This window comes from Borborobacter xinjiangensis (genome assembly GCF_047739745.1).
In the GTDB taxonomy this organism is placed as follows: Bacteria; Pseudomonadota; Alphaproteobacteria; order Rhizobiales; family Rhizobiaceae; genus Pseudaminobacter.
The window spans coordinates 44,293-69,067 of sequence record NZ_JBLLVA010000002.1; the positions used below are offsets into that span (position 1 = coordinate 44,293).

Below are 24,775 nucleotides of genomic sequence, written 5' to 3' on the forward strand. Positions count from 1 at the left end.
GCCCGCTTAGCTATTCATGCGCGGCGCGTGGCCGCGCCTCGTTACTTCACCACGTAGGGCAGCAGGCCGAGGAAACGGGCGCGCTTGATCGCCTTGGCGAGCTCGCGCTGCTTCTTCTGGCTGACGGCGGTGATGCGCGACGGCACGATCTTGCCGCGCTCGGAAATGTAGCGCTGCAGAAGCCGCACATCCTTGTAGTCGATCTTCGGCGCATTGGCCCCGGAGAACGGGCAGGTCTTGCGGCGACGATGGAACGGACGCCGGGTCGGGATCTGGTTGATGTCGACCATTATTCTGCTCCTCCTTCAGCGCTTTCGCGCGGACGGCGCGGGCCGCGGTCACCGCGGTCGCCACCACGATCACGATCGCCGAAGCCGCGATTCGGACGGTCGCCGAAGCCGCGGTCACCACGCTCACCGCGCTCTTCGCGCTTCTGCATCATGGCGGAGGGGCCTTCCTCATGGGCTTCGACCTTGACGGTCATGAAGCGCAGAACGTCTTCGGAAAGACTCATCTGCCGTTCCATCTCGTCGAGCGCGGCCGGCGGACAGGTAAGGTCCATCAGCGTGTAGTAGGCCTTGCGGTTTTTCTTGACGCGGTAGGTGAGGGACTTCAGTCCCCAGTTCTCGACCCGGCCGACCGATCCACCATGCGAGGCGATGACACCCTTGTACTGTTCGACAAGCGCGTCGACCTGCTGCTGCGAGAGGTCCTGGCGGGCAAGAAACACATGTTCGTAAAGAGCCATTGTTCTCATGCCTTTCTTCGTTTCCCTGTCCGGTTCCCGGCGGCTAAAGCCTCTGCAACTTCTCTTTGACCCGAAAACGGGGAAGAAAGGCGCATGACGAGACGGTCGAGAGCGGAGACACGGGAGACGGAAGCACATCCGGCTTCGCTACGGCGGTCTTCTTGCGAAAACCTCCGGCCCTCCGTTCAGCCCCCAGCTGGGACCGGCAGATGGGCGGCTCTATACAGTATTCTGGCGAGAAGACAAGGTCCGCGCCAATTGCTTTGCGAACCGATCCTTAACCACCTGACAAGGCTGTGCCGTCGCAAGGGGAGAAATCAAGGATATTTTCATCATGACGGCGCATCAACTCGCTCGATAGGGCAATTTCGGGGGTCAACGATGCTCGTCAAACGCTTCTGGCGTTCGGAAAGCGGCAACTTCGCCATGATGTTTGCCGTGACGCTTCCAGTGGTTCTCACCAGCGTCGGCCTGGCGCTCGATGTCTCCAACCTGATGACGGCCAAATCGAACCTGCAGAACGCGCTGGACGCGGCGGTGCTTGCCGCCTCGCGGCTGTCGGACAGATCCGTTTCCCGACAAGACGCCTTCGACGGCTATTTTGCCGCGAATGTCGAGGGCAGGCATGATCTTGCGAATGCCGAAGCCGATCTGAAGGTGGAGCCGGGCGTAAATTCCATCAGGACCTCGGCCACGGCTCACGCCGACGTGGCGCTGAATTTCGCTTTCATCTTCGGCCAGAGCGCACGCGTATCGGTAACCTCCAGCGCCTATGAATCGACCGCGAAACTAGAAGTAGCCCTCGTGCTCGACAATACGGGCTCGATGGGGGCCAGTAACATGAAGGCGTTGCGGGAAGCGGCGACAAGCCTGATCGAGACGCTCGAAAAGGAGAAAGCCGACAGGCCCGAGCGTGAAATTCGCGCGGCGCTGGTTCCCTTTGTCACCGCAGTGAACATCAAGGGCGAGGGTTTCAAGGAATGGTGGATCGATAAGAGAAGAGTCATACCAAAGGACGACCCCAGCAAGAATGGCGAGAATTTCGCGCGTGACGCCGATGGCAACCGTGTCGGCCACTGGGATCTCTTCCTTAGGCTCAATCCTGACTATCCAACCGCCAACCCCCAGGTTGACTGGAAGGGTTGCGTGGAAGCGCGGCCTTCCAAATTCGATGCGTTCGGTGTGCCGGATATGGCCCATTCACTCAATTTGAATGATACGCCGCCCGATCAGCTGAATGAGTTTCAGATCGACCCGAACGGACCTAAACCGAAATATGAAACGTTGTTCGTGCCTTATTTCGCGCCGGATGAGCCGGGCAATGCCGCCAAGGCTGCCAACAGCGGCAGCGTATACAACAACACTTACCTCCACGATTTGGTGCCGAATGGCACATCGGACAGGGACCGCCAGGAGTCTCTGACCAAATATACGAATGTGAAAGAAAAGCCGACGAAGGAAGTCTACATCAGCACGGTGGCTCCGCTCACCAGTGGCCCGAATTACGCCTGTCCGACGCCGATCGTCCCGCTGACCAGCGACCTTGCCAAGCTCAAGACCGAAATCGGCAAGATGGTCTACTGGAATGGCTCTGGCACTAATGTGTCTGAGGGCCTGGCGTGGGGCTTTCGTGTTCTGTCTCCCGGCGAGCCCTATACGCAGGGCGATCCGTTTGACTCGGAAGAAACCTCGAAGGTGGTCGTGGTTTTCACCGATGGCGAAAATAACGTGTTCGGTGCCTCGGGCGCCAAAATCAACAAATCCGACTACGGCTCATACAATTATCTCGATACGAATCGAATGGGCTCGACCAGTCGCAACCAGGCCCTGACGAACGTCAACACGCTGACCAAGACGATGTGTACGCAGCTGAAGAACCAGAACGTGCGCGTCTTTACCGTGGTGCTTGGGGCCGATACCGCGGCCAACCGGAAGCTCTACAGCGAATGCGCCACCACGCCGGCGAACTACTATCCGACCAAGGACCAGGCTCAGCTCAAGGACGCGTTCAAGAACATCGCCTTCTCAATCTCGCAGCTTTACGTAACGAACTGACCGGCGACGGCAACGTCTGCCGACCCGATCAGATCGTTTCGGGAAGCACCGGCGGTTTCGGGAAGAAGGTTTCGGCACCGTGGTGCTTGCCGAACATCATGTCGTACTGAAGCAGGCGGAAGTCGCGGATTGCCGGATCGATCTTCTTGGCGCGCGACCAGTCAGGCGTCGGGCGGTCATCGGGCGTCACCAGCATGTTGCGATCGATGACGCGGTAGCGCTCGCTCACCGCTCCAAGAAAACCTGTATAATAGGGATGGCTGATGCCGGCCGATCTCAGCACGTGCAGCGGCAGGAAAGACGGGCTGATCGACCCGAGATTCTCGACCGGCCCGTCGCGGTTCGACCAGATGACCAATGGTGTTTCGTGCTGCACGCTCATCTCGGCGAGCGGCGCTTTGCGCTTGGCGACATTTTCCTTCATGAACCCGGTTTCCACATAGGTGGATCCGAGCGGCGGCAGATGGTCGCCGAACATCGCGATGATTGTCGGCCGCGTGCGCTGCTTTGCCCACTCGATCAGACGTGCAAGGCTCTTGTCGCCGTCCGACGCGCCTTCGGCGTAGCTCAGAATCGCATCGTGCGCGGATTTGCTCGGCGCCCCGTCCACCCTATGGGTGGTCTGCGCGTAGCGCCCGGGCTCATAAGGGCCGTGATTCTGCAAGGTCACCGCGAACAGGAAGAACGGCCGGTCGATGCGCTCGGCCTCGCGGATGATCTCTTCGGTCAGAGCTTCGTCCGATACGAGTCGGCCGCGGTTGGCTAGCGGCGGCAGTTCGTCGACCGAAAGAAAGCTGTCGAAGCCGAAGGCCTTGTAGACCGGCGCGCGGTTCCAGAACCAGCCGGAGAAGGGGTGGATGGCCTTCGTTTCATAGCCTTCGCCCTTGAGGAAGGTCGCGAGCGACGGCATCGGACGACGCACATATTGCTGATAGGGAATGCTGCCATAAGGCAGGAAGGCATTGGAAAATCCGGTCAGCGCCTCGAACTCGACATTGGCGGTCATGCCGCCGAACTCAGGCGAAAACACATGGCCGGATTGCAGCGAACGGACATTCGCGATCGGGTCCGGCGTGATCGAAATGCCGGGTAGGCGTGTCGGGTCCCAGAAGGATTCGTTCATCACAATGATGATGTCGGGCCGTTCGGGCGGCAGGACGGGCAAGGCAGCTTCGGGCCGCGCAATTGCCTCGATCGCCTTGGCCGAATAGCCCTGAGGTGCCGAAACCTTGGCCATCGGCACATTGAGGGCAAAGGCGATGGCAAAGCCGTTGCTGCTGTAGTTCTCCTTCTGGTCCCACATCATCGGGATGATCTGCAGCCGGTCGCGCGCCCACGAAAAAGTGGCGTAGTCCATGATCGAGCCGAAAAACAGCAGCGCCGGCAGCGCCACGACAAGGCGCGTCATGCGGCCGCGAAACGACAGCGCCGGAAACCGTCGCCGCCAGAAGCGCCATGCGACGATGAGCAGGACGACCGAGGCCAGGCCGCCGAGCGTGAACAAAACGGCGGTGACCGGGCGCTCGCTTACCAGCAGCGGCATCAGTTCCACGATTTGCCGCGCATATAGAAAGTCGGTCGGATAGAGCGGATCGCCGAGATAAAGTGACTTCTGATGGCCGACAAAGGCCAGGAACAAGGCGAGCGGCGCCACCACCAGCAGCGCGTGATGCGCGCGCCCGAGCAATGCGTCGAGAAAGACGAGCAGAAGCGCAAACAACAGCACGGTCGTCCAGCCGGGGCGGAAAGGCTGCTGGAAGAACAGCAGCGTTTCGGAAAGCGAGCCGCGTACGATGAGTTCGACGGAAAACACCAGGAGGGCCGAAATCAGCAGCGTCAGTGCCGCCGTGCCAGCCGCTCGAAGTGCGATGACCGCGCCTTTGCGGCCATCGCCGGATTGGGCGACGGTAGAGGTATCCTGCGAAGAAGCAGTCGGATTTGCCAACTCAAGACCCTCGAACGCCAAACGGAAACGTCATCTAACTGTCATTTAACCGTCACAAAATCTAGCGCGTGTGGTGAAATTGAGAAGAGGCAGGGTTTTCGAGTGTTTTTTTGAAGCAGGTTGAGTGAGTTGTATGGCCGTGCGGCCTTGACTTCCCGACCGCGCTTGCGCCACACGGCCTCAGTCAGAAACCGGAGCACGATCATGGCCGTCGCATTCACCTTTCCCGGACAGGGCAGCCAGGCCATCGGCATGGGCAAGGATCTGGCGGATGCCTTTCCGCAGGCGCGAGCCGTATTCGAGGAAGTGGACGACGCGCTCGGCGAGAAGCTGTCGCGCCTCATATGGGAAGGACCGGAAGATGTCCTGACGCTGACCGCCAACGCCCAGCCCGCGCTCATGGCCGTCTCGATGGCGGCGATCCGCGCGCTGGAAGCGAGCGGCCTCGTGTTGAAGGACAAGGTGGCCTATGTCGCCGGCCACTCGCTCGGCGAATATTCCGCACTCGCCGCCGCGGGAATGTTTTCGATCGCAGACGCGGCGCGGCTGCTTCGCATTCGCGGCGATGCGATGCAGGCGGCGGTGCCGGTCGGCGAGGGAGCGATGGCGGCGATCATCGGCCTGGAACAAGCGGATGTGGAAGCCGCCTGTGAGGAGGCCGCGCAAGGTTCGGTTTGCCAGATCGCCAACGACAATGGCGGCGGTCAGTTCGTGATCTCCGGTTCAAAGGCGGCAGTTGAGCTGGCGGCAAGGCTCTGCACCGAAAAAGGCGCCAAGCGCGCACTGATGCTCCAGGTGTCGGCTCCCTTCCATTCGGCCCTCATGGCGCCGGCCGCCGAGGCAATGCGCGAAGCGTTGGCCGGCGTGAAGAAGAATGTGCCGTTGGTGCCGGTCGTTTCGAATGTCGCGGTGACGCCGCTGAGCGATCCCGACGAGATCGCCGCCCGGCTCGTCGAGCAGGTGACCGGCCGTGTGCGCTGGCGCGAAACCGTCGAGTGGTTCGGCGCCAACGGAGTCGCCACACTTTATGAAGTAGGTGCGGGAAAGGTGCTGTCGGGGCTTGCCCGCCGCATCAACAAGGAAATCGCGACGGCTGCGGTCAACAGTCCCGCCGATGCCGATGCTGCTGTTGCCGCGCTTGCCTGAACGATCGAGATTGAAGACCCTCCCCGTGGAAGGGTGTGCTCAGGAATGGGAGTCGAAAGATGTTTGATCTGAGCGGCCGCAAGGCGCTTGTGACCGGGGCGACCGGCGGTATTGGCGAGGCGGTGGCGCGTGCGCTGCATGCGCAGGGCGCAACGGTCGGTCTGCATGGGACGCGGGTCGAGAAGCTCGAAGCCCTGGCCGGCGAGCTGGGCGAGCGGGTGAAGATCTTCCCGGCCAACCTGTCGAACCGCGATGAGGTCAAGACGCTCGGCCAGAAGGCGGAAGCCGAACTCGAGGGAGTGGACATACTCGTCAATAATGCCGGCATCACCCGTGACGGGCTGTTCGTGCGCATGTCGGACGCCGATTGGGACGCGGTGCTCGAGGTCAATTTGACCGCCGTGTTCCGGCTGACGCGTGAACTCACCCATCCGATGATGCGCCGCCGCAATGGCCGCATCATCAACATCAGTTCCGTGGTTGGCGTGACAGGAAATCCTGGACAGGCGAATTACTGCGCCTCCAAGGCCGGGCTGATCGGCTTCTCCAAATCGCTCGCCCAGGAAATCGCCACGCGCAATGTGACGGTAAACTGCGTGGCGCCGGGCTTCATCGAATCAGCCATGACCGACAAGCTGAATGACAAGCAGAAAGAAGCGATCATGGCCGCGATTCCCTCGAAGCGCATGGGAACAGGCGATGAGGTTGCGTCCGCAGTCGTCTATCTCGCGTCGAATGAGGCCGCATACGTCACCGGTCAGACCATCCACGTCAACGGCGGCATGGCGATGATCTGAGCCTGCCTTTCCACGGCAGTGGATGAGGCGTTTTCCACATTGGACGGCGGTTGCTTTTCGTGTAATGCCGCCCTTCAAGCGGGGCCGGCAAGCATGTTGCGGCTGCCGTTTGGTTCCTCGAAGGAACATCTTTCAGCTTGATTAGCGGCATTCGTGCGGCTAACGAAGACGGACAAACAAAGGACGAGGATGCCCAAATGAGTGACACCGCAGAACGCGTCAAGAAGATCGTTGTCGAACATCTTGGCGTCGAAGCCGACAAGGTAACGGAAGCGGCGAGCTTCATCGATGATCTGGGCGCCGACAGCCTTGATACGGTTGAACTCGTCATGGCGTTCGAAGAAGAATTCGGCGTGGAAATTCCCGACGATGCTGCCGAAACTATTCTGACGGTCGGCGACGCGGTGAAATACATCGACAAGGCTTCGGCCTGATTTACCGGCCTCCCGTCAGCGTTCTGCGAGTACCATGATGCGGCGTGTCGTCGTCACTGGCATGGGTTTGCTTTCGCCTTTCGGCGTGGGCGTCGAGCATGGCTGGAAGCAGCTATTGTCCGGCATCAGCGCCGCAAAGCGGGTGACCGAGTTCGATGTCGACGATCTGCCTTGCAAGATCGCGCATGTGATTCCGCGTGGCGACGGCAGTGACGGCACGTTCAATCCCGAGGCTTTTCTGGAGCCGAAGGAATTGCGCAAGATCGGCGACTTCATCCTTTACGGGATCGCGGCCGCCGACGAGGCGCTGAGGGATTCCGGCTGGGAGCCGAAGACGCCGCAGGAGCAGTTTGCCACCGGCGTAATGATCGGCTCCGGCATCGGCGGCATCGAGGGCATCGCCGAGAACGCGATGATTCTGCGGGAGCGTGGTCCGCGCCGCATCAGCCCGTTCTTTATTCCCGGCAACATCATCAATCTCGTTTCCGGCCAGGTTTCGATCCGGCACGGACTCAAGGGACCGAACCATGCGGTTGTGACCGCCTGCTCGACCGGCGCCCATGCGATCGGCGATGCGGCGCGGCTGATCATGTTCGGCGATGCCGACGTGATGCTGGCCGGTGGCGCCGAGGCGCCGGTCACGCGTCTTTCGCTGGCCGGCTTTGCCGCCTGCAAGGCGCTTTCCACCGAGCGCAACGACACGCCTCAGCAGGCCTCGCGCCCCTATGATCGCGACCGCGACGGCTTCGTCATGGGCGAGGGCGCCGGCGTTCTGGTTCTGGAAGAATTGGAGCACGCCAAGGCGCGCGGCGCCAAGATCTACGCCGAAATCAGCGGTTACGGGCTGACGGGCGATGCTCATCACATCACCGCGCCCGCTGAGGACGGTGACGGCGCGTTCCGCTGCATGACGGCGGCGCTGAAGCGAGCCAATCTGTCCCCCGGCAACATCGACTACATCAACGCGCACGGCACCTCGACCATGGCCGACACGATCGAACTTGGCGCGGTCGAGCGCCTTGTCGGCAATGCGGTTTCGAAGGTTTCGATGTCTTCGACGAAATCGTCGATCGGCCATCTGTTGGGCGCGGCGGGCGCTGCGGAAGCAATCTTTTCGATCCTCGCTATCCGCGACAACATCGCCCCACCGACCATCAATCTCGACAACCCCGAGCGCGAGACGGCGGTCGACCTTGTGCCGCACAAGCCACGTGCGCGCCAGATCGACGTGGCGCTTTCCAATTCCTTCGGATTCGGCGGAACCAATGCATCGCTGGTTTTCCAGCGCTACAATGGCTGAAACGGGGTTTCGTCGCGAATTTTGCCTTATTCATCCCTAGTTTAGTGGGGATTTGACGCACAGAACACATCGAGGCGCCATGAACGATTCTGTGGGAGAGACATTCGGCACACGCGCCGAAACGCCGAAGCCGATCGTGCCGAAGACTGCCAGCGAAGCCCTGCGGCCGGAAGCCGGAACGCCGCCTCCCGCCCGAAGCCGCTCGCGCGCCTCGCGCAACCAGTTCGTCGTGTTCCTGAATTTCATGCTGTCGCTGGTCATCCTTGTAGTGTTGGCGGCCGGCGCCATCGTCTACCTCGGCAAGCGGGAGTTCGACGGACAAGGCCCGTCGACCACCGACACCACTTTCCTGGTGAAGCCGAATTCGGGCGTTGGGGAGATTGCCGGACAGCTTGAGCGGCGTGGGCTGATCAGCGATGCGCGCGTTTTCCGCCTGGGCGTGGGCGCCTATGGCAACGAATCGACGTTGAAGGCCGGTGAATACGAGATCAAGGCCGGCGCCTCGATGCGCGACATCATGGAACTGCTGAAGAGCGGAAAGTCGGTGATGTATTCGCTGACCATACCCGAGGGACTGACGGTCGAACAGGCATTCCAGCGAATTGCCGAGCATGAGGCGCTAACCGGCGACATGCCGTCGACGTTGCCGCCCGAGGGTAGCCTTGCCGCCGACACCCAGCGCTTCACGCGCGGCGCCACGCGTCAGCAGATCGTCGACAAGATGCTCGCACATCAAAAGGAACTGGTGGAGGAAGTCTGGGCACGGCGCAGCCCCGACCTGCCATTGGCCAGCATCGATGAATTCGTGATCCTTGCATCGATCGTGGAGAAAGAAACGGCGCGCGGCGATGAGCGCTCGCGCGTCGCTGCCGTGTTCCTCAATCGCCTTGAGAAGAATATGCGGCTGCAGTCCGATCCGACCATCATTTACGGTCTCTACGGCGGCAAGGGAAAGCCGACGGATCGTGCGATCTACCGCTCGGACATCGAGAAGCCGACGCCGTACAACACCTATACCATCAACGGTCTGCCGCCGACGCCGATTGCCAATCCAGGCCGCGCTTCGCTGGAGGCGGTCGCCAATCCGTCACGGACCGATGATCTTTATTTCGTCGCCGATGGCACCGGTGGCCACGTCTTCGCCAAGACACTCGAAGAGCACAATGAGAACGTGGCGCGTTGGCGCGCCGTGCAGAAGAAGCAGGCGGAAGAAGCTGAAAAGGCCGCCGCCGGTGCTGGCGAAGCGGGTGAGACGAAGACGAATACCGCCCAATAGCGCATGGTCGCAACGCGGCCGTGCGGGGAAAGACGGATATGAGGGGCGCGCACTTGGCCTTGCAGAGCATGACGGGTTTTTCGCGCGCCGCGGGCGAGCACGAAGGTGCTGCGATCGTCTGGGAACTCAAATCGGTGAACGGCAAGGCGGTCGAGGCGCGACTGCGGCTTCCGCAGGGGCAGGAGCGGCTGGAACAGCCCGTTCGGCAGGCAATTCAGAAGCGATTTCATCGCGGCAACATACAGGCGACGCTGAACGTGGTCCGCGCCGCTGGCCAGAATGTGCTGCCGGTGGTCAACGAGGCGTTTCTTAAGGATCTGGCCGGCCTGGCGCAACGCTTGCAGGAGCAGTTCGGCGCAGCCCCCGCGAGCGCCGACGGGCTGCTGGCGCTGCGCGGCGTGCTTGAGGTGCCGGAAACCAACGAGACCGAGGAAGCGCGGGCAGGTTACGATGCCGCCGTGCTTGGCGTTCTGGATGCCGCTTTGAACGGGTTGAAACAGGCGCGCGAGGCCGAGGGGGCAGCGCTGGAGGTTCTGCTTGCCGGCCAGATCGACGCGATCGAGGCGCTGACGAAGAGAGCCGAAGCCGATCCGTCGCGGGATCCCGCCGTCATTCGTGTTAGAATCGCAGAACAGGTCGCCTTGCTCCTGGACGCATCGGCCAATCTCGATGAGTTGCGGCTGCACCAGGAGGCGGCGTTTCTGGCGACCAAGGCCGATATCCGCGAGGAAATCGATCGACTGAAAACGCATGTCGCCTCAAGCCGATCGCTGCTTGCCGGCGGCGGCGCCATCGGACGCAAGCTTGACTTCCTGGCGCAGGAGTTCAATCGGGAAGCAAACACGCTCTGCTCGAAATCCAATGCGGCAACGGTCACCGCAATCGGCCTGGAACTGAAGGCAGTGGTCGATCAGTTTCGCGAGCAGGTTCAAAATCTGGAGTAACATATGAGCGTCGGCCATCCCGTCATCCGTCGTCGCGGCCTGATGCTGGTTCTTTCCTCGCCTTCGGGCGCGGGAAAATCGACCATCGCACGCAATCTGCTGGAGAGTGATCCCGGCCTGGAACTATCGGTGAGCGTCACCACGCGGGCGCGGCGCGGCAGCGAGATCGAAGGCGTCCACTATCATTTTCGCAGCCAGCGCGAATTCGAGATTCTGCGCGATAACGACGCCTTGCTGGAATGGGCGGAGGTCCACGGCAATTTCTACGCCACGCCGCGCGAGCCGGCTGAAAAAGCGATGGCCGAAGGGCGCGACATGCTGTTCGACATCGATTGGCAGGGGGCCCTGCAACTTAAGGAAAAGCTGCGGGGCGACATCGTTTCGATCTTCATCCTGCCGCCCTCGATGAAGGAGCTGAAGGCTCGGCTGAAGCGTCGTGCCGAGGATTCCGATGAGGTGATCGAAAAGCGGCTGGAGAATGCGCGGGTAGAGATCGAGCAGTGGCGTGAATACAACTACGTTGTCATCAACCACGATCTCAATCAGGCGTTCGATGAGGTGCGCGCTATCGTGACCGCCGAACGTCTGCGCCGTGATCGCCGAGCGGGGCTGTTCGACTTTGTCACCGAATTGCTCGACGAGAAAGTGTGAGCCGGTCGCGTAAGCGGCTGTCGCCCTAAACCGCGTTCGCCAGCGCGACAAATTCGGCGATGTCCAGCGTCTCGGCGCGGCGTGTACCGTCGATTCCGGTGGCTTCCAGCAGGCGCATACCCTCGATCCCCTTCAGGCTCTGCCGGAGCATTTTACGGCGCTGCCCGAAAGCCGCTTCGGTTATGCGCCCGAGCGTGCGCACATCGGCCGGCAGCGGGTTTTCGCGCGGCAGTAGCTGAACAACCGAGGACGTGACCTTGGGAGGTGGCGTGAAGGCTTGGGGCGGCACGTCGAAGGCAATTCGTGCCTCGGTGCGCCAGCCGGCAAGCACGCCGAGCCTGCCATAGGCCTCGCTGCCCGGCCTGGCGACGATGCGCTGGGCGACCTCTTTCTGGAACATCAGCGTCATCGATGCGTAGAACGGGGGCCATACGGGCCCTGTCAGCCAGCGGATCAGCAGCTCGGTGCCGATATTGTAGGGCAGGTTGGCGACGATCTTCACTGGTGCGCCGTTGGCGAGTGTCGCGAAATCGGTCTTCAGTGCATCCCCTGAGATAATTTCGAGGCGGCCGGGATAGTGCGCCGCTATGTCGGCAAGCGCTGCAAGGCAGCGCTCGTCGCGCTCTATCGCGACCACCCGCGCCGCGCCATTGGCGAGCAGGGCGCGGGTGAGCCCGCCGGGACCGGGCCCGACCTCGAGTACGGTCGTCGTGCTCAAGTCGCCGGCGGTGCGGGCGATCTTGCCGGTGAGATTGAGGTCGAGCAGAAAATTCTGGCCGAGCGACTTCTTGGCCTGGAGGCCATGTCGCTCGATCACCTCGCGCAGCGGCGGCAGCCCGTCGAGGCTCATGCCGCGCGGTCTTGGGTGTCGGCGAGGTGCCGGGCGAGCCGGAGCGCGGCAAGCAGGCTGTCGGGCCGGGCGATGCCTTTGCCGGCGATGTCAAACGCGGTGCCGTGGTCCGGTGACGTGCGGATGAAGGGCAGTCCGAGGGTAACGTTGACTGTCTCGTCGAAGGCCAATGCCTTGGCCGGGATCAGTGCCTGATCGTGGTACATGCAGACTGCCGCATCGTAGCCGGCGCGGGCGCGGGCGTGGAACATCGTGTCGGCGGGGAGGGGACCGAAAGCTTCGATGCCTTCGCTGCGCAGGGTCTCCACGGCGGGGCGGATGACAGTATCGTCCTCCCTGCCCATCGCACCGCCTTCGCCCGCATGCGGATTGAGACCGGAAAGGGCAAGTCTCGGCTCGGCGATGCCGAAGCGCGTGCGAAGGTCATGTGCCGTGATGCGAGCGGTGCGGAGGATCAATTCCGTCGTCAATGATGCCGGAACGTCTGCCAGAGGAATATGGATGGTGACCGGCACTGCGCGAAGCTCCGGTCCCGCCAGCATCATGACCGGCATGATATTGCCGCCGATCCTCTGTTCGGCAAGATGAGCGAGATATTCCGTATGACCGGGGAAACGGAATCCCGCATCATAGAGCGGCTTCTTGGCGATCGGTGCGGTGACAACGGCAGCAGCAACACCTGAAAACACATCCGCAACCGCGCGGTCGATCGCCTCGATAGTGCCTGCCGCATTGGCGGTCTCGGGTTTGCCGGGCCCGTCAATGGAGCGGGCAGCGAGCGGAACCACCGGCAGCGCCTCCGCGAAGATGCCTGCAGCCTCAGCCGGAGATGTTTTCTCGATACGGAGATCAGCGCCAATCAGCCGGGCGCGCACCGCGATCAGCGCCGGGTCGGCAAGCAGATAGAATGGCGGCACGCCGCTCTCGGCCCGGGACAGCCATGCCGCAATGGCGATTTCAGGGCCGATCCCCGAAGGATCGCCCGCTGTCAGCGCAAGAGGTCGCGCTTCGCCCTTGCCGCCCACAACAGCTTATCTTTCGACGATGCGGGCTTTTTCCCGCAACTCGGCAATGTATCTCTTGCTCATTTCCTCGCCCTGATCGTCCTTGCTGCCTTCGGACTGGAAAACCATCTTGGCGACCTTGTCATCGGACACTTCGCGCGCGCTGCAGATGCCGATGAATTCGACGCCGCGCTCGGTTTCGCGTACGCCGGTGGCGCCGCCCGTCTTGGTCTTCTTGATCTGGTCAGCCCATTCGGGCGGCAGTTCCGGGGCCAAGACGCGGCCAAGATCGCGCACCGTCACGTCGATCAGACCCTTGGCGAATTGCCGGGTGCTTTCGCAGCCGTTGAAGCGCGCGCGCATTGCCTCGGCTTCACGCTTGCGCTTGCCGATCGAGCCGCGCTCCTTGGCCGGAACGACGAAGATGACCTGCTGCAGCATATATTCGGTGGCGGAAGGCTTGCTGCCGCCCTGTTCGAGCATGCGCCGCACGACATCCTGTTCGCTCATGGTGCCGCCCTGCGCCCGATAGCGCGCCGACAGCGCCTGGTTCCAGCCCATCTGCGCGCCGATGAATCCCTTGAAATGCTCGGCGGTGACGCCTGCCTGCTGCAGCATTCCCGACATCTGCGACGCCGACATCTTGTTGCTGTTGGCAAACCGCTTGAAGGCGTCATCGATCTGCTGATCCGAAATCTTTATGCCAAGACGTTTGATCTCGGCGACCCGCAGCGTCTGTTCGATCATTTCGTCGGCGGCAAGCTTCGTGAGATTGCCCTTGCGGTTCTGAAGCCTCAGAAATGCCGCGCGTCGCTGGATGTCATAGCTGGTGATGGCGACGTTATTGACCACATACTTGATTTCGCTGGCATGGGCTTGCGGCGTTACCGCCGGAACTGCACTCAGGCAGACAAGCACCGCGACGCTCGCGGAAAACAGGTATTTCCTGATCGAAATCATATTATCGATCCTCGTGTCCAATTCCCTGGGGATAACAGCCTCTGGATGCCCATTATATGCGGCGAAAGCATGACTCTGAGCCCCCGTGTCCAAATTCACCGACTAGAAGTTGGAACTTGCCGACCCGAAATCGCCGATCGTGCGGAACGATATGTTGAAGCCGAACGTGCGCTCGTCGTCGTTTCTGGCGCTCTCGATCGGATTCGAGTCGCGCCTGGTCGTCATCGTCAGCGCATAGGAGAAACATTCGTCATCATAGGCGAAGCCGATCGAATCACTGGTCAGCACGCTGGATTCGAAATCGTAGGTAGCCGAGCCGAAGGCCCGCCAGTTCTCGTGGAAGCGCGCGGAACCTCCAACGGTGATCTCATGCCGGTCGGTGGCGAAGCCATAAAGCGGCTGGGCCTGGATGAAGGCATAGCGAGTGGAAACGGAAATCGGGCCGGCGCCGTAGGCCGCCCGCAGTTCCGCCCGCCGCAATTCCAGAGTCTGCTCGTCGAGCCGTGCGCTGGCGGAGGCGGAAAGGCCGAACGGCGCCGAGAACCCGGCAAGACCGACAAAGTCGGACGTGTCCGTCTCAAGCCCCGAGGCCGCCCCGACATTGACCAGATCCGGTGAATCGAAGGAGTTGCGGCCCGCCAGATGGTAGGACTGACCAAAGAGTGCGTTCGTCGTCCAGCCGTTCGCGTAGGCGCCTGAATACTGCAGGCCGATATTGGCTCGCGAGCCGCCCTCGATGCGGTCGTAACCGGAAAACTTGTCGCGCTCGAACAGTGTCGTGGCGTCAAAGACGAAGCTTTGCGCATCCTCGTTCGGGATGCCAAGCGACTCCGCATAGGCCTCGTCCGGACGCGCGAACACCTGTGCCATCGGTTCCAGGATGTGCGAAGCGCTGCTGGAGGAGAACAGAACCGGCCAGCGAAGCTCGAGGCCGGCAGTCGCCATAGCGCGGTAGAAAGCGGATCGCGTGTCCGCCGCAACGCTTTGATGCGAAGCCATGTCGTTGATCGCGTCGACCGACGCCTGGGTTTGGTTGACGTAGGACGCGTCCGACTGGAAGGCCAGCAGCGGGGTCATCACCAGGCCGCCATCGGTGATGAAGGAGCGCTTCCATTCAGCTTCGGCAGTCAAGCGTGTCGAGTTGCCGTCTATGCCGCGAACCCGTTCGACGCCAGAATCTGGAACGAACGGAGTGCTGAAAGCGACGTCCAGTGCCGAGCGGTGGACGGAGCGCGCGTTGACGTCGAAATTGAGCTCTCCGCCGAACACCGGCTCATCCGGCGTGAAGGAATAATCGAATGAGGGCAGGACCCAGGCCTGCTTGTCGTTGCGCGCGTTCGGATCGGTATCCAGATAGTCTTCCTGCACCTGGAACTTCATTGCACGCAGATCGAAATAGTTCCGGTCGTTTAGGCCGGTCAGATAGGTCTCCGAGCGATGGACATATTCGCTGTAGCCGTCGATATCGTAGGTATAGGAGAAATTCTTGTCGGTTTGCGCGAGCACTTTCCAGCCGAAGGCCCAACGCGGGTTGATATTGAAATTGCCCTTGCTGCCGAACATTCCGCGGAAGCGGTTCGGATCGTCGTCTGGCCCTGAATTGACGGTGTTGGCGTTGAAGGCCTCAGGTTGGTTCTGGCGGATGCCGGCGATCTTCAGGCTGTACTCGCCATTGTTGAAGCGCTGGCGCCATTCGGCCTCTCCGAGGAAGCCCTGCTTGGTGTAGCCGGTGCCGGTCACCGTCAGGTCGTAGGTTGGCGAAAGCGCGAAATAGTAGGGAACGGAGATTCCGACCCCGAGCTCCGACTTGGAACTGATGGACGGAAACAGGAAGCCGCTCTTGCGCTTCACCGTCGGATCGGCGATCTCGAAGGCCGGCAGATAGGCAATCGGGAAGCCAAAGAACTCGAAGCGCGACTTTTCGAATCGCACCGTCTTTTCCTTGCCGTCCCAGATGATCTTTCTTGCCTTGATGCGCCAGATCGGCGCCTTGTCGGGCTTTGCCTCGCAGGGGGCGCAGGCGGTGTAGACGCCGTTGTTGAAGGTGGTGAGCACGCCGCCGCGACGGTCGGCGCTTTCGGCCGCGAAATAGGTCTTGTCGACGGTTTCGACCCGCAATGCATTGACGAAGCCGTTGGCAAAGTCGTCGGTAATGTCGATTTCGTCGGAGTAGATCTTGGTGCCGCTGCTATCGATGATCTCGACATTGCCGCTTGCGATCAGGCGTGAGGTCTTGCGGTCGTAAGCCACGCGCTGCGCCACCAGCCGGTTGCCGCCATAGTCGATCTGCACGCCGCCGACTGCCGTGACCGTGTTCTGATCGTTGTCGTAAACCAGCGTGTCGGCTTCGAGCAGCATCTGAGAGCCGGCCGGCACGCTCTCGGCGAGGTCGCCCACTTCCTGCCCGAATGCGAACGGCACGGGCGCTGCGCAGGCAAACAGGCAAGCCAAGGCGGTCGCGCCATAAAGGCGCGTCACCCGTGCCGATTTGCGGGCTGATATCACTGCGGCCCCCACTTACCCGTCTTCCCTATATAGCAGGAATGTCACCCCGAAAAACATCGCCACGATCACCGGAAGCCAGGCCGCCACAAAAGGTGGAACGAATCCGGCATTCCCGAACGCTTTGACGAGAACAGAAACGACATAAAGCAGAAAGCCCGCAAGGACGCCACCCAGAATCATTGTCGACGACTGTCCCATCCGCGCAAAGCGCATCGAGACGGTGGCGGCGATAAGCGTCATTGCGACAAGAAGCAACGGCAATGCCACCAGAGAATGGAATTGCATGGCGAAGGCGTTGGCGCTGAGCCCGAACGAGCGGGCGACCTCGATCTTGCCGGGCAGGTCGAAAAACGGGATCGTTTCCGGCCTTGCGAGCCGTTCCTGCACGAATTCCGGCTTCAGGTTGGTGGCGATCCGGTCGCTGTCGAGAGTTTCCGGCCGGCTGCCCTCACGGAAGCGCCTGACCTCGGTAAGCTCCCAGTACCCATCGCGCAGAACGGCACGTTTGGCATCCTTGCGCTCGGCGATGTCGCCAGCCTCGTCAAGCTCGAAAAACACCGCGTCGGAGAGTTCGAGCCCGCCGTTGAGAACCGCGCGTGCGCCGATGATCGTGTCTGTCGTGTCGGTCTTCTGGCGAATCCAGGGCGCCGAAAAAGCGGAGACGGCGTTGGACGTGCCGGAGCGGATATCCGTTTCGAGGTATTCGGAGCGCATCAGCCCCCAGGCGGCGAGCGGATTGAGAATGCCGACGGTCAGCATGCCGAACAGAAGCGCGCCGATGCAGGCCGGCCTCAGGAATTGCCACGCGGAAATGCCGGCCGAGCGGGCGATCACCAGCTCGTATTTGCGGTTGAGCGAGATCAGCGTCGCCATTGCTGCAAAAAGTGCCACGAAGGGGACCGTCTGCTGCATGATCATGGGCACGCGCAGCGCCGAGACGGCGAGCGCGGCGGTGAAGGTGAAGTTCGGTAGGCCCGACGTCCGGCTGGAAAATTCGGTGAAATCGATGAGGAAGACCAGCGCATAAATGCCGACGAAAAACCACGTCGTGATCACCGCGTATCGAAGAAAGAAATAGCGTCCGAGTGTCCAGCCCATCACGCCGCCCCTCGGCCTGCCCCGAAGCGCCGTGTCAGCCAAGGCCAGAAACTTGCGGTACGGAGGGCGAACTGGCGCGTCGCGGCCAGGCGTTCAACCCAGGCGAACGGCAGTTCCATGGTGCGGTTGCTGCGAATAAAGCCGATTGCGACGAGAGAAGCCACTATCGGAACCGCATAGGCCAGCGGCGCAAACAGGGCCGACGTCTGCGCCTGGTTGGTCACGAAGAAACCGAGCCAGCGAACGAAGAGGGCGATGGTGACAGCCGTAAGCAACGGATGAATGCGGCTTTCGCGGTGCGAGCGGGCATCACCGGCAACCGCCAGGCCGATAAGGGCAAAAACCAGCGGATAGACCCATTCGGTGAAGCGCCGGTGCAGCTCGGCCCGGAAGGATTGGGGCTTGGCCTGATAAAGTTTGTCGTTCGGATCGGGGTTTATCAGATAGGCGATCGTCCGGTCCTTCGGGAACATGGTGATTTCGTCGGCGGCGGAGGAGAACGCCGAAAGATCGAAGGCATAGGATGTGAAGCGGATGACGGAGATGTCGCCGCCCGGCGTTTCGCGATGGACCACTCCGTCGGCCATCACCAGCACGCTGCCTTCCTCTTTCTGAACCACCGCTCCGGTCTTGGCGTAATAGACCAGATCGATGCCTTCCTGGCGGGAATCGGCGACAAAGATGCCGCCGAGCCGGCCATCAGGAAGACGCTTGCCGATCTGTACGAACAGGCCTTCATCGACCTTGCGGAACGTGCCTTCCTGGATGATCAGCGACAGGAGGTCGGCGCGCGCCGCCGCAACGAGCTCACGCCCGCGCTCGCGCGCATAAGGATCGACGCCATTGTCCACCGCAAAGGAAAAAGCGCTGGCCAGAAGCGCCAGAATGATGATCGGACGCGCGACCGTCCATCGCGAATTGCCGGCGGCGCTGATCACCACAAGTTCCGAATCCGTGTTCATCATGCTCAGTGTCTGGGCAACGGCGATGATGAGCGCGAACGGCACTACGATTGGGATGATCGAGGGGAGAATGAGGGTGGCGATCTCGAAGAAGGTCAATGCAGATTGACCGCTGTCGGTAACGAGATCGATGCGCGCCAGCACCTGCGTGGTCCAGACGATGGCGAGCGTCCAGAACAAGGCCGCCACGAAGACTGCGAGCGTTCGGTTGAAAATGTAGCGTTCAACGACCTTCATGCGCCGCGAAATTCCGTTGTTCTGGTCGTTTTGGCGGCCCATGCCACTGCCGACCCCGGCGAAAACTATCGACGCCCCCGCGGCAGCACAACCGGCCCGCTCTGGGTTCCCGATCCGTTTCGGCATTCCGGCGCATGATCGAGTCTCGACAAAACTGGCTAAGAAACCGCCAAGAAATCTGGTTAATCAATCGTTAACGGCGAATCGGGCGATTCTTAGCAGGCAAGCGAGGCGAAGCGAACTCCTGATGTATGAACCGGCGTTCGACTTGCCAAATGCTGCAAAACGGCGAAATGTCGCGCCGCACATGCCAACCAGTATCGTCCTTGAAAGCAGGCCCTCATGACTTCGACACCCTCGATCAGTTTCGCGAAATTCGCTGCGCCCAAGAAGGGCAGCGCCATGGTGCTGGTGGCGGATGGAGGCGTCATGAGCGACGCGGCCAAGGCCCTGGACACGGCCGGTGCCTTTTCTCGTGCTTTTACGGCGTCGGATTTTTCGGGACGGTCGGGCGGCACGGTCGAAATACTGGCACCCGAGGGCTCTCCGCTCGACCGCGTGGTGGCGCTTGGAGTCGGCAATCCCGGCGAAATCGATGATTATAGCTGGCTGAAGCTCGGCGGATCGATCGGCGCGCAGTTGCGAAAGGCGGTCGAAGTGGCGGTGATCGCCGAGCTTGCCGAGCGGCCGTTGGAGGCGGGCGAGGTGGCGCGGCTCGCCGCCGGCCTGCTGTTGCGGTGCTACACATTCGAGAAGTACAAATCGCGCAAGGACGACGCCGACGACAAGCCGGCCAATACCCGTCCTGCGAAGGTGACGATCCACTGCGCCGATCCCGCTGCCGCCAAGAAGGCATTCGCCGATCTCCAGGCCGTCGTGGACGGCGTGACGCTTGCCCGCGACCTCGTCAACGAGCCGGCCAACGTGCTTGGACCGGTGGAGTTCGCGGCCAGCGCCAAGGGCCTGGAAAAGCTCGGCGTTACCGTCGAGATTTTGACTGAGAAGGAGATGAAGAAGCTCGGCATGGGTGCGCTTCTTGGCGTCTCGCAAGGCTCGGCGCGCCCGCCGCGTTTGGTGGTCATGCGCTGGAACGGCGGCAAGGCGAAGGACAATCCCATCGCCTTTATCGGCAAGGGTGTGGTGTTCGATACCGGCGGCGTCTCGATCAAGACCGCGGCTGGAATGGAGGAGATGAAGGGCGACATGGGCGGGGCCGCCGCGGTGACCGGCCTCATGCACGCGCTGGCCGCTCGCAAGGCCAAGGTCAATGCCGTCGGTATTCTGGGCTGCGTCGAGAACATGGTCGACGGCAATTCCCAGCGCCCCGGCGACATCGTCACCTCCATGTCGGGCCAGACGATCGAGGTGCTGAATACCGACGCGGAAGGTCGCCTCGTTCTGGCCGATGCGCTGTGGTACTGCAACGAGCGCTTCCAGCCGAAATTCATGGTCAATCTCGCGACGCTGACCGGCGCCGTGATGGTGGCGCTCGGTAAAAGTTACGCCGGGCTTTTCTCCAACAATGACGAATTGGCCGAACGTTTGACGAATGCCGGGCTGACGACGCAGGAAAAGCTGTGGCGCCTGCCGCTTGGCGCCGAATACGACAAGCTGATCGATTCGAAGAATGCCGACATGAAGAACATTGGCGGCCGCCATGGTGGGGCGATCACCGCCGCGCAGTTCCTCAAGCGCTTCGTCAAGGATACGCCTTGGGCGCATATTGATATCGCCGGTACGGCGATCGGCTCGCTATCGAACGAGATCAACCAATCATGGGCGTCCGGGTTTGGTGTGCGCCTGCTCGATCAGTTCGTGCGCGACCACTATGAATCGTGAGGCGCGAGACGGTGCGAAACAATGGCTGAGGTGCTGTTCTATCATCTGACCGAATCGTCGCTGGAAGAGGCGCTGCCGGGTCTTCTGGAGCGCAGCGTCCAGCGCGGCTGGCGGGTCGTGGTGCAAACGGGCACCGAGGAGCGGCGCGACGCGCTTGACGCGCATCTGTGGACGTTTCGGGACGATTCCTTCCTCGCCCATGCGAGCGACAACGAGGCGTTTCCCGAGGAGCAGCCGGTTCTGCTGACGACTTCGCCCGACAACCCGAACGGCGCCCGGATTCGCTTTCTGGTTGATGGCGCAGAGCCGCCCGAAATTGGCACCTATGAACGTGCCGTATTCATGTTCGACGGACATGATGGCGGGCAACTCGAAACGGCACGCGCGCATTGGAAGTCGATGAAGGCCGGCGGCCATGCGGTGACCTACTGGCAGCAGACGACGGACCGGCGCTGGGAGCGCAAGGCGTGAAGCGCCCGGTTTCGCGGTTCGCCTGGATTTCGGATTTATATGATGCGCTCCTTGTTCTTCATCATTCTGCTCGTCGGTGTGGCGATCGGCGTGGTCTATCCATGGGCGGCCGGCAATTTCTCGGGCGGCGAAATCGGCAGTTGGCGAGCCTATGATCGCCACCTCGGGTTCAAGCCGGTCGTGGCGCAACTGAGCGCGGAGAATGCGCCGGTGCGGGTGCTGGTCGACGTGACGGCAACCGGCCTACCGCCGACACTTGCGGAGGAAAGTGCCGTGCTGACGCTGACGGCGTCGAGAGGTGAGCGTACGGTGCTTGCGGATGCGCTGTCCTTCCACGACGCCGGGGTTCGCGATGTCTCGCCGCAGGCGCGGCAGAAGATTTACCGTGACGATGCCGGACTGATTTCCGAGGTCGAGGACGGCGCCTACACCTTCATCCTCGGGCCGGGCGATGCCGAGGGGGTCGACATCGATGCTGTCGATCTGGTCTTGCGTGGCAAGTCTTTTGTCGTGGACGAGCGGGCGCAGCCGATAGGCTTTTCCCTGATGGCGATCGGCGCGATAGGCTTGGTAATAGCCTTGCGGCGCGGCGTTGGCGGCACGCGTCGCAATCCGAACTCGCAACCTCCCCCGCGTCGCTGGGGCAGGGGCGGCGGCGAGGGCAACTGACATGAACTATCGTCATGCCTATCATGCCGGGAATTTCGCCGACGTGGTCAAACACGCCGTGCTTACCCGCCTCGTCGAGTATCTGAAGCAGAAGGACAAGGCGTTTCGGGTGATCGACACCCATGCCGGCATTGGCCTTTACGATCTGTCGGCCGAGGAGGCGGGAAAAACCGGCGAATGGCGCGACGGCATCGCTCGCGTGCTTGCGCGCGGAGTTGAGCCGGAGGCCTCGACCCTGCTTGCGCCCTACATCGATGCCGTGCGCTCGGTCAGTGCGGGAGAGGAGCAGCTTGTCGCGTATCCCGGTTCCCCGCTGATCGTGCGTAAACTGTTGCGCACCAAGGACCGACTGTCGGCGATTGAGCTTCACCCGGAGGATGTGCTGCGGCTGAAAGCGCTGTTCGCGGACGACTTCCAGGTGCGGGTAACGGAGCTCGATGGTTGGCTGGCGCTTGGCGCGCATGTGCCGCCGAAGGAAAAGCGCGGGCTGGTGCTTCTCGATCCGCCTTTCGAAAAGGAAGGGGAATTCGATCGCCTGATCGAAGGGCTGATGCGCGCGCACAAACGCTGGCCAGGCGGAATTTACGCTCTTTGGTATCCGATCAAGGACCGCGCGGCGGCGGCGCGCTTTCGTGAAGGGCTGGCTGCGTCGGGTATACCGAAAATCCTCGATGTCCGCTTCGAAATCAGACGACCCTCGCGTGAACCGCGCCTTGATGGAACCGGCATGATCGTCGTCAACCCGCCTTTCACCCTGGAATCGGAGCTCCGGATCATCCTTGCGGCGCTGCATGGTGTGCTTGCGCAGGAAAAATCCGCCGCTTGGTCGCTCGATTGGCTTGCCGGCGAATCGGCGCCGGCTTCTTGACCGTCAGGCGCCGATTGCGCACTATCGCGGCACGCTGCCGCATCCGCGGCGATTCACGAGGATAGCTCCATGTCACGCATCGCTCATCTCGTCATGGCCGCAACGGTTGCCGTCGGCACATTTCTTGCCGGTTCCGCCGCATCCTCCGCGGCCGACCTGGTGATCTACGAGCAGCCGCGAGGAATGAGCCTGTGTGCCGACCAGCGCTATCTTTCGAAGATCGTCGATCGCTTCGGCTATCAGGTGCGCCATGTTCCGAACCTGCCGGATGTGGCGATCACCGATTTCCAGAACATTCATGAGAACCGTTATCTGCCGGTAGCCGAGCGGCGTCCGATCGCCCGGCTCTACTGCGGCGCGACCGCGAGCCTTTCGGACGGGAATCAACGCCAGATCTGGTATCTGATCGAGGGCCGGATGGGCTTCGCCGGCATCGGCGACAATGTCGAATTCTGCGTGGACGGGTTCGATCGCTGGATGGTCTACAACGGCGGTTGTCGCGTACTGCGCTGAAATCCTCCATGTCTGTCGGCGGCAGCCGACCTTCGCTTGCCAGGGTCGCGCTGGCTTTGACAGCTTTGCTCGCGGTGGCCGGCTGCGCGCCGGAGGAAGAGCGCCGATCTGATGCCGGCTCCACCGATTCGGTAGCGGTTGCGGCGCGCGGGGAAGGCTTCGACTTTTACGTTCTGTCGCTGTCATGGTCTCCGAGCTATTGCGAAGCCGAAGGCGAGGACGCCAACCGTCAGCAATGTGCGGGCGGACGGCCCTACGCCTTCGTGGTCCATGGCCTGTGGCCGCAATTCGAGCGCGGCTATCCGCAGGAATGCTCAACGAACGAACCAGACGTGCGCAAGGAGACGCAGCGCGAGCTTTATGATCTGATGCCGTCCGCCGGACTGATCCGGCATCAGTGGCGCAAGCACGGCAGTTGCGCGGGTCTGTCGCAACGGGACTATTTCCGCGCCGTGAGGCAGGCGCGTGAGCGGGTGAGGGTTCCCGCCGAATTCGATCGTCTGCAAACCTATCGCACGCTCGATCCGCACAAGGCCGAGACTGCCTTCCTGAAGGCCAATCCGGATCTTTCGGCAGGCGGCATAGCGGTCACCTGTGACAAGCGCTTTCTGCGCGAGGTTCGGATCTGCATGAACAAGGACCTGTCCTTTAGAAGCTGCGATGAGATAGACCGCCGTGCCTGCCGCCTGCCGAAAGTGGTGATGCCGCCGGTGCGTGGCGGGTAGCGCGTGGTCGAAGGGTTCCAGTTTTTCGCTCAGGGTCGTTGCGGCGAGAAGTCCCGAAATCTATGGTCTGCGCCTGATTTGGGGAGACTTAATTTCATGCCGAAATTTCTGTATGCGCCTGCTTCGCCCTACAGCGCGAAGGTGAGGATGGCGGCCGCCTATGCCGGGATTGCCGTGGATGCGGTGGTAACCGACACCGCCGCCGCGCCGGCCGAACTGCTCGATGCCAACCCGCTTGGCAAGATCCCGGTGCTGATCGACGATGAGCATGGTGCGATTTTCGACAGCCGCGCGATCACCCAGCATCTTAACCGTGTTTCGGGCAACGCTCTGTTCCCGCGCAATGCAGCAAAGCGGCTGGATGCCGAGCGGCTGGAGGCGCTGGCCGACGGTATCTGCGACTGCCTGCTGGCCCACGTCTATGAGCGGCGAAGCCGTCCCGAAGACATGGTTCATGGGCCCTGGCTCGACAAGCAGTTGGACAAGGCGATGCGCGGCCTTGAGGTGCTGAACGCCAATCCGCCAAAGCTACCCAAGAAAATCACCGTGGGTCAGATCGCGCTGCGCGCAACGCTCGCCTACCTCGACTTGCGGTTTGCCGGGAAATGGGAGCGTGGTCACGCCCGGTTGAAACGCTGGGGCGCGCGTTTTGACGAGAAGTTTCCGGAACTGGTGCCGTATCTGCCGTCCTGACCTGCGCTGGCAGCAGCCCGGCGCCACTTACCTCAATCCACAAATGCAAAAAGCCGGACGTCAGAGACGCCCGGCTTTTCGACCC

General features: G+C 61.8%; 24 protein-coding genes. 15 read left to right on the forward strand and 9 right to left on the reverse strand.

Going from position 1 to position 24,775, the window contains the following annotated elements; genetic code table 11:
- Positions 1–41 precede the first annotated feature (41 nt).
- Together rpsR and rpsF are read right to left on the reverse strand one after the other, a co-directional pair.
- A complete protein-coding gene (rpsR, locus tag ACLKMW_RS02430) occupies positions 42–290 on the reverse strand; it encodes a 30S ribosomal protein S18 (RefSeq protein WP_019170551.1) in 249 nt (82 codons plus the stop codon).
- Positions 290–748, reverse strand: a complete 459-nt coding sequence (rpsF, locus tag ACLKMW_RS02435) for a 30S ribosomal protein S6 (protein ID WP_415723170.1) — start codon at positions 746–748, stop codon at positions 290–292. The genes rpsR and rpsF overlap by 1 nt, the downstream gene beginning before the upstream one ends.
- 381 nt (positions 749–1,129) lie before the next feature.
- Between rpsF and ACLKMW_RS02440 the strand changes: the two genes are divergently transcribed.
- Positions 1,130–2,803 (forward strand): pilus assembly protein TadG-related protein, encoded by a 1,674-nt coding sequence (locus ACLKMW_RS02440; RefSeq protein ID WP_415722794.1) that lies wholly within the window; start codon positions 1,130–1,132, stop codon positions 2,801–2,803.
- Positions 2,804–2,831: 28 nt separating this feature from the next.
- Here the strand turns inward: ACLKMW_RS02440 and ACLKMW_RS02445 are convergent, their stop codons facing one another.
- Positions 2,832–4,748 carry an LTA synthase family protein gene (locus tag ACLKMW_RS02445; RefSeq protein WP_415722795.1) on the reverse strand — a complete coding sequence of 639 codons (1,917 nt, stop codon included), beginning with the start codon at positions 4,746–4,748 and terminating at the stop codon, positions 2,832–2,834.
- 204 nt (positions 4,749–4,952) lie between these two features.
- On the opposite strand from ACLKMW_RS02445, the gene fabD reads away from it, so the two are divergent.
- The 7 genes from fabD to gmk all read left to right on the forward strand — a co-directional run bounded on the left by fabD (position 4,953) and on the right by gmk (position 11,296).
- On the forward strand, positions 4,953–5,894 hold the full coding sequence (gene fabD / locus ACLKMW_RS02450) for an ACP S-malonyltransferase (RefSeq protein WP_415722796.1): 942 nt from the start codon (positions 4,953–4,955) through the stop codon (positions 5,892–5,894).
- A 59-nt stretch (positions 5,895–5,953) separates the two neighbouring features.
- Complete coding sequence (gene fabG / locus ACLKMW_RS02455; protein ID WP_415722797.1) at positions 5,954–6,691, forward strand: 3-oxoacyl-[acyl-carrier-protein] reductase; 738 nt, start codon at positions 5,954–5,956, stop codon at positions 6,689–6,691.
- Between the two features lie 197 nt (positions 6,692–6,888).
- Positions 6,889–7,125 (forward strand): acyl carrier protein, encoded by a 237-nt coding sequence (locus tag ACLKMW_RS02460; protein WP_019170544.1) that lies wholly within the window; start codon positions 6,889–6,891, stop codon positions 7,123–7,125.
- Positions 7,126–7,162: 37 nt separating this feature from the next.
- Positions 7,163–8,425, forward strand: a complete 1,263-nt coding sequence (gene fabF / locus ACLKMW_RS02465; protein WP_415723171.1) for a beta-ketoacyl-ACP synthase II — start codon at positions 7,163–7,165, stop codon at positions 8,423–8,425.
- A 79-nt stretch (positions 8,426–8,504) separates the two neighbouring features.
- Positions 8,505–9,701 carry an endolytic transglycosylase MltG gene (gene mltG, locus ACLKMW_RS02470; RefSeq protein ID WP_415722798.1) on the forward strand — a complete coding sequence of 399 codons (1,197 nt, stop codon included), beginning with the start codon at positions 8,505–8,507 and terminating at the stop codon, positions 9,699–9,701.
- 53 nt (positions 9,702–9,754) lie between these two features.
- A complete protein-coding gene (locus tag ACLKMW_RS02475) occupies positions 9,755–10,645 on the forward strand; it encodes a YicC/YloC family endoribonuclease (RefSeq protein WP_415723172.1) in 891 nt (296 codons plus the stop codon).
- 3 nt (positions 10,646–10,648) lie between these two features.
- The gene (gmk, locus tag ACLKMW_RS02480; protein WP_415722799.1) at positions 10,649–11,296 is read left to right on the forward strand and encodes a guanylate kinase; all 648 of its coding nucleotides are present in this window, start codon (positions 10,649–10,651) and stop codon (positions 11,294–11,296) included.
- A gap of 25 nt (positions 11,297–11,321) precedes the next feature.
- Here the strand turns inward: gmk and rsmA are convergent, their stop codons facing one another.
- The 6 genes from rsmA to lptF all read right to left on the reverse strand — a co-directional run bounded on the left by rsmA (position 11,322) and on the right by lptF (position 18,912).
- Positions 11,322–12,146, reverse strand: a complete 825-nt coding sequence (gene rsmA, locus ACLKMW_RS02485; RefSeq protein WP_415722800.1) for a 16S rRNA (adenine(1518)-N(6)/adenine(1519)-N(6))-dimethyltransferase RsmA — start codon at positions 12,144–12,146, stop codon at positions 11,322–11,324.
- Complete coding sequence (gene pdxA, locus ACLKMW_RS02490; protein WP_415722801.1) at positions 12,143–13,171, reverse strand: 4-hydroxythreonine-4-phosphate dehydrogenase PdxA; 1,029 nt, start codon at positions 13,169–13,171, stop codon at positions 12,143–12,145. The genes rsmA and pdxA overlap by 4 nt, the downstream gene beginning before the upstream one ends.
- 6 nt (positions 13,172–13,177) lie before the next feature.
- On the reverse strand, positions 13,178–14,110 hold the full coding sequence (locus tag ACLKMW_RS02495; RefSeq protein WP_415722802.1) for a peptidylprolyl isomerase: 933 nt from the start codon (positions 14,108–14,110) through the stop codon (positions 13,178–13,180).
- A 102-nt stretch (positions 14,111–14,212) separates the two neighbouring features.
- Entirely contained in the window at positions 14,213–16,627 is a 2,415-nt protein-coding gene (locus ACLKMW_RS02500; RefSeq protein ID WP_415722803.1) for an LPS-assembly protein LptD, read from the reverse strand.
- A complete protein-coding gene (gene lptG / locus ACLKMW_RS02505) occupies positions 16,628–17,716 on the reverse strand; it encodes an LPS export ABC transporter permease LptG (RefSeq protein WP_415722804.1) in 1,089 nt (362 codons plus the stop codon).
- On the reverse strand, positions 17,713–18,912 hold the full coding sequence (lptF, locus tag ACLKMW_RS02510; protein ID WP_415723173.1) for an LPS export ABC transporter permease LptF: 1,200 nt from the start codon (positions 18,910–18,912) through the stop codon (positions 17,713–17,715). The genes lptG and lptF overlap by 4 nt, the downstream gene beginning before the upstream one ends.
- 342 nt (positions 18,913–19,254) lie before the next feature.
- On the opposite strand from lptF, the gene ACLKMW_RS02515 reads away from it, so the two are divergent.
- From ACLKMW_RS02515 to ACLKMW_RS02545, 7 genes are all read left to right on the forward strand, one after another.
- Entirely contained in the window at positions 19,255–20,751 is a 1,497-nt protein-coding gene (locus ACLKMW_RS02515) for a leucyl aminopeptidase (RefSeq protein ID WP_415722805.1), read from the forward strand.
- Positions 20,752–20,772: 21 nt separating this feature from the next.
- Positions 20,773–21,222: a DNA polymerase III subunit chi gene (locus ACLKMW_RS02520; RefSeq protein ID WP_415722806.1), complete on the forward strand. Its 450-nt coding sequence runs from the start codon at positions 20,773–20,775 to the stop codon at positions 21,220–21,222.
- A 39-nt stretch (positions 21,223–21,261) separates the two neighbouring features.
- Positions 21,262–21,891 (forward strand): hypothetical protein, encoded by a 630-nt coding sequence (locus tag ACLKMW_RS02525; RefSeq protein WP_415722807.1) that lies wholly within the window; start codon positions 21,262–21,264, stop codon positions 21,889–21,891.
- A gap of 1 nt (position 21,892) precedes the next feature.
- The gene (locus ACLKMW_RS02530) at positions 21,893–22,759 is read left to right on the forward strand and encodes a 23S rRNA (adenine(2030)-N(6))-methyltransferase RlmJ (RefSeq protein ID WP_415722808.1); all 867 of its coding nucleotides are present in this window, start codon (positions 21,893–21,895) and stop codon (positions 22,757–22,759) included.
- Between the two features lie 69 nt (positions 22,760–22,828).
- Complete coding sequence (locus ACLKMW_RS02535) at positions 22,829–23,272, forward strand: hypothetical protein (RefSeq protein ID WP_415722809.1); 444 nt, start codon at positions 22,829–22,831, stop codon at positions 23,270–23,272.
- An 8-nt stretch (positions 23,273–23,280) separates the two neighbouring features.
- The gene (locus ACLKMW_RS02540; protein WP_415722810.1) at positions 23,281–23,997 is read left to right on the forward strand and encodes a ribonuclease T2 family protein; all 717 of its coding nucleotides are present in this window, start codon (positions 23,281–23,283) and stop codon (positions 23,995–23,997) included.
- Positions 23,998–24,093: 96 nt separating this feature from the next.
- Positions 24,094–24,690, forward strand: coding sequence for a glutathione S-transferase family protein (locus tag ACLKMW_RS02545; protein ID WP_415722811.1), 597 nt, complete (start codon positions 24,094–24,096; stop codon positions 24,688–24,690).
- Positions 24,691–24,775: the final 85 nt, after the last annotated feature.

Bases quoted from the DNA above. Each gene is read 5' to 3' on its own strand.
- rpsR (WP_019170551.1), bottom strand. From the start codon at position 290: ATGGTCGACATCAACCAGATCCCGACCCGGCGTCCGTTCCATCGTCGC.
- rpsF (WP_415723170.1), bottom strand. From the start codon at position 748: ATGGCTCTTTACGAACATGTGTTTCTTGCCCGCCAGGACCTCTCGCAG.
- ACLKMW_RS02440 (WP_415722794.1), top strand. From the start codon at position 1,130: ATGCTCGTCAAACGCTTCTGGCGTTCGGAAAGCGGCAACTTCGCCATG.
- fabD (WP_415722796.1), top strand. From the start codon at position 4,953: ATGGCCGTCGCATTCACCTTTCCCGGACAGGGCAGCCAGGCCATCGGC.
- fabG (WP_415722797.1), top strand. From the start codon at position 5,954: ATGTTTGATCTGAGCGGCCGCAAGGCGCTTGTGACCGGGGCGACCGGC.
- ACLKMW_RS02460 (WP_019170544.1), top strand. From the start codon at position 6,889: ATGAGTGACACCGCAGAACGCGTCAAGAAGATCGTTGTCGAACATCTT.
- fabF (WP_415723171.1), top strand. From the start codon at position 7,163: ATGCGGCGTGTCGTCGTCACTGGCATGGGTTTGCTTTCGCCTTTCGGC.
- mltG (WP_415722798.1), top strand. From the start codon at position 8,505: ATGAACGATTCTGTGGGAGAGACATTCGGCACACGCGCCGAAACGCCG.
- gmk (WP_415722799.1), top strand. From the start codon at position 10,649: ATGAGCGTCGGCCATCCCGTCATCCGTCGTCGCGGCCTGATGCTGGTT.
- rsmA (WP_415722800.1), bottom strand. From the start codon at position 12,146: ATGAGCCTCGACGGGCTGCCGCCGCTGCGCGAGGTGATCGAGCGACAT.
- ACLKMW_RS02495 (WP_415722802.1), bottom strand. From the start codon at position 14,110: ATGATTTCGATCAGGAAATACCTGTTTTCCGCGAGCGTCGCGGTGCTT.
- lptF (WP_415723173.1), bottom strand. From the start codon at position 18,912: ATGAAGGTCGTTGAACGCTACATTTTCAACCGAACGCTCGCAGTCTTC.
- ACLKMW_RS02515 (WP_415722805.1), top strand. From the start codon at position 19,255: ATGACTTCGACACCCTCGATCAGTTTCGCGAAATTCGCTGCGCCCAAG.
- ACLKMW_RS02520 (WP_415722806.1), top strand. From the start codon at position 20,773: ATGGCTGAGGTGCTGTTCTATCATCTGACCGAATCGTCGCTGGAAGAG.
- ACLKMW_RS02525 (WP_415722807.1), top strand. From the start codon at position 21,262: ATGATGCGCTCCTTGTTCTTCATCATTCTGCTCGTCGGTGTGGCGATC.
- ACLKMW_RS02530 (WP_415722808.1), top strand. From the start codon at position 21,893: ATGAACTATCGTCATGCCTATCATGCCGGGAATTTCGCCGACGTGGTC.
- ACLKMW_RS02535 (WP_415722809.1), top strand. From the start codon at position 22,829: ATGTCACGCATCGCTCATCTCGTCATGGCCGCAACGGTTGCCGTCGGC.
- ACLKMW_RS02540 (WP_415722810.1), top strand. From the start codon at position 23,281: ATGTCTGTCGGCGGCAGCCGACCTTCGCTTGCCAGGGTCGCGCTGGCT.
- ACLKMW_RS02545 (WP_415722811.1), top strand. From the start codon at position 24,094: ATGCCGAAATTTCTGTATGCGCCTGCTTCGCCCTACAGCGCGAAGGTG.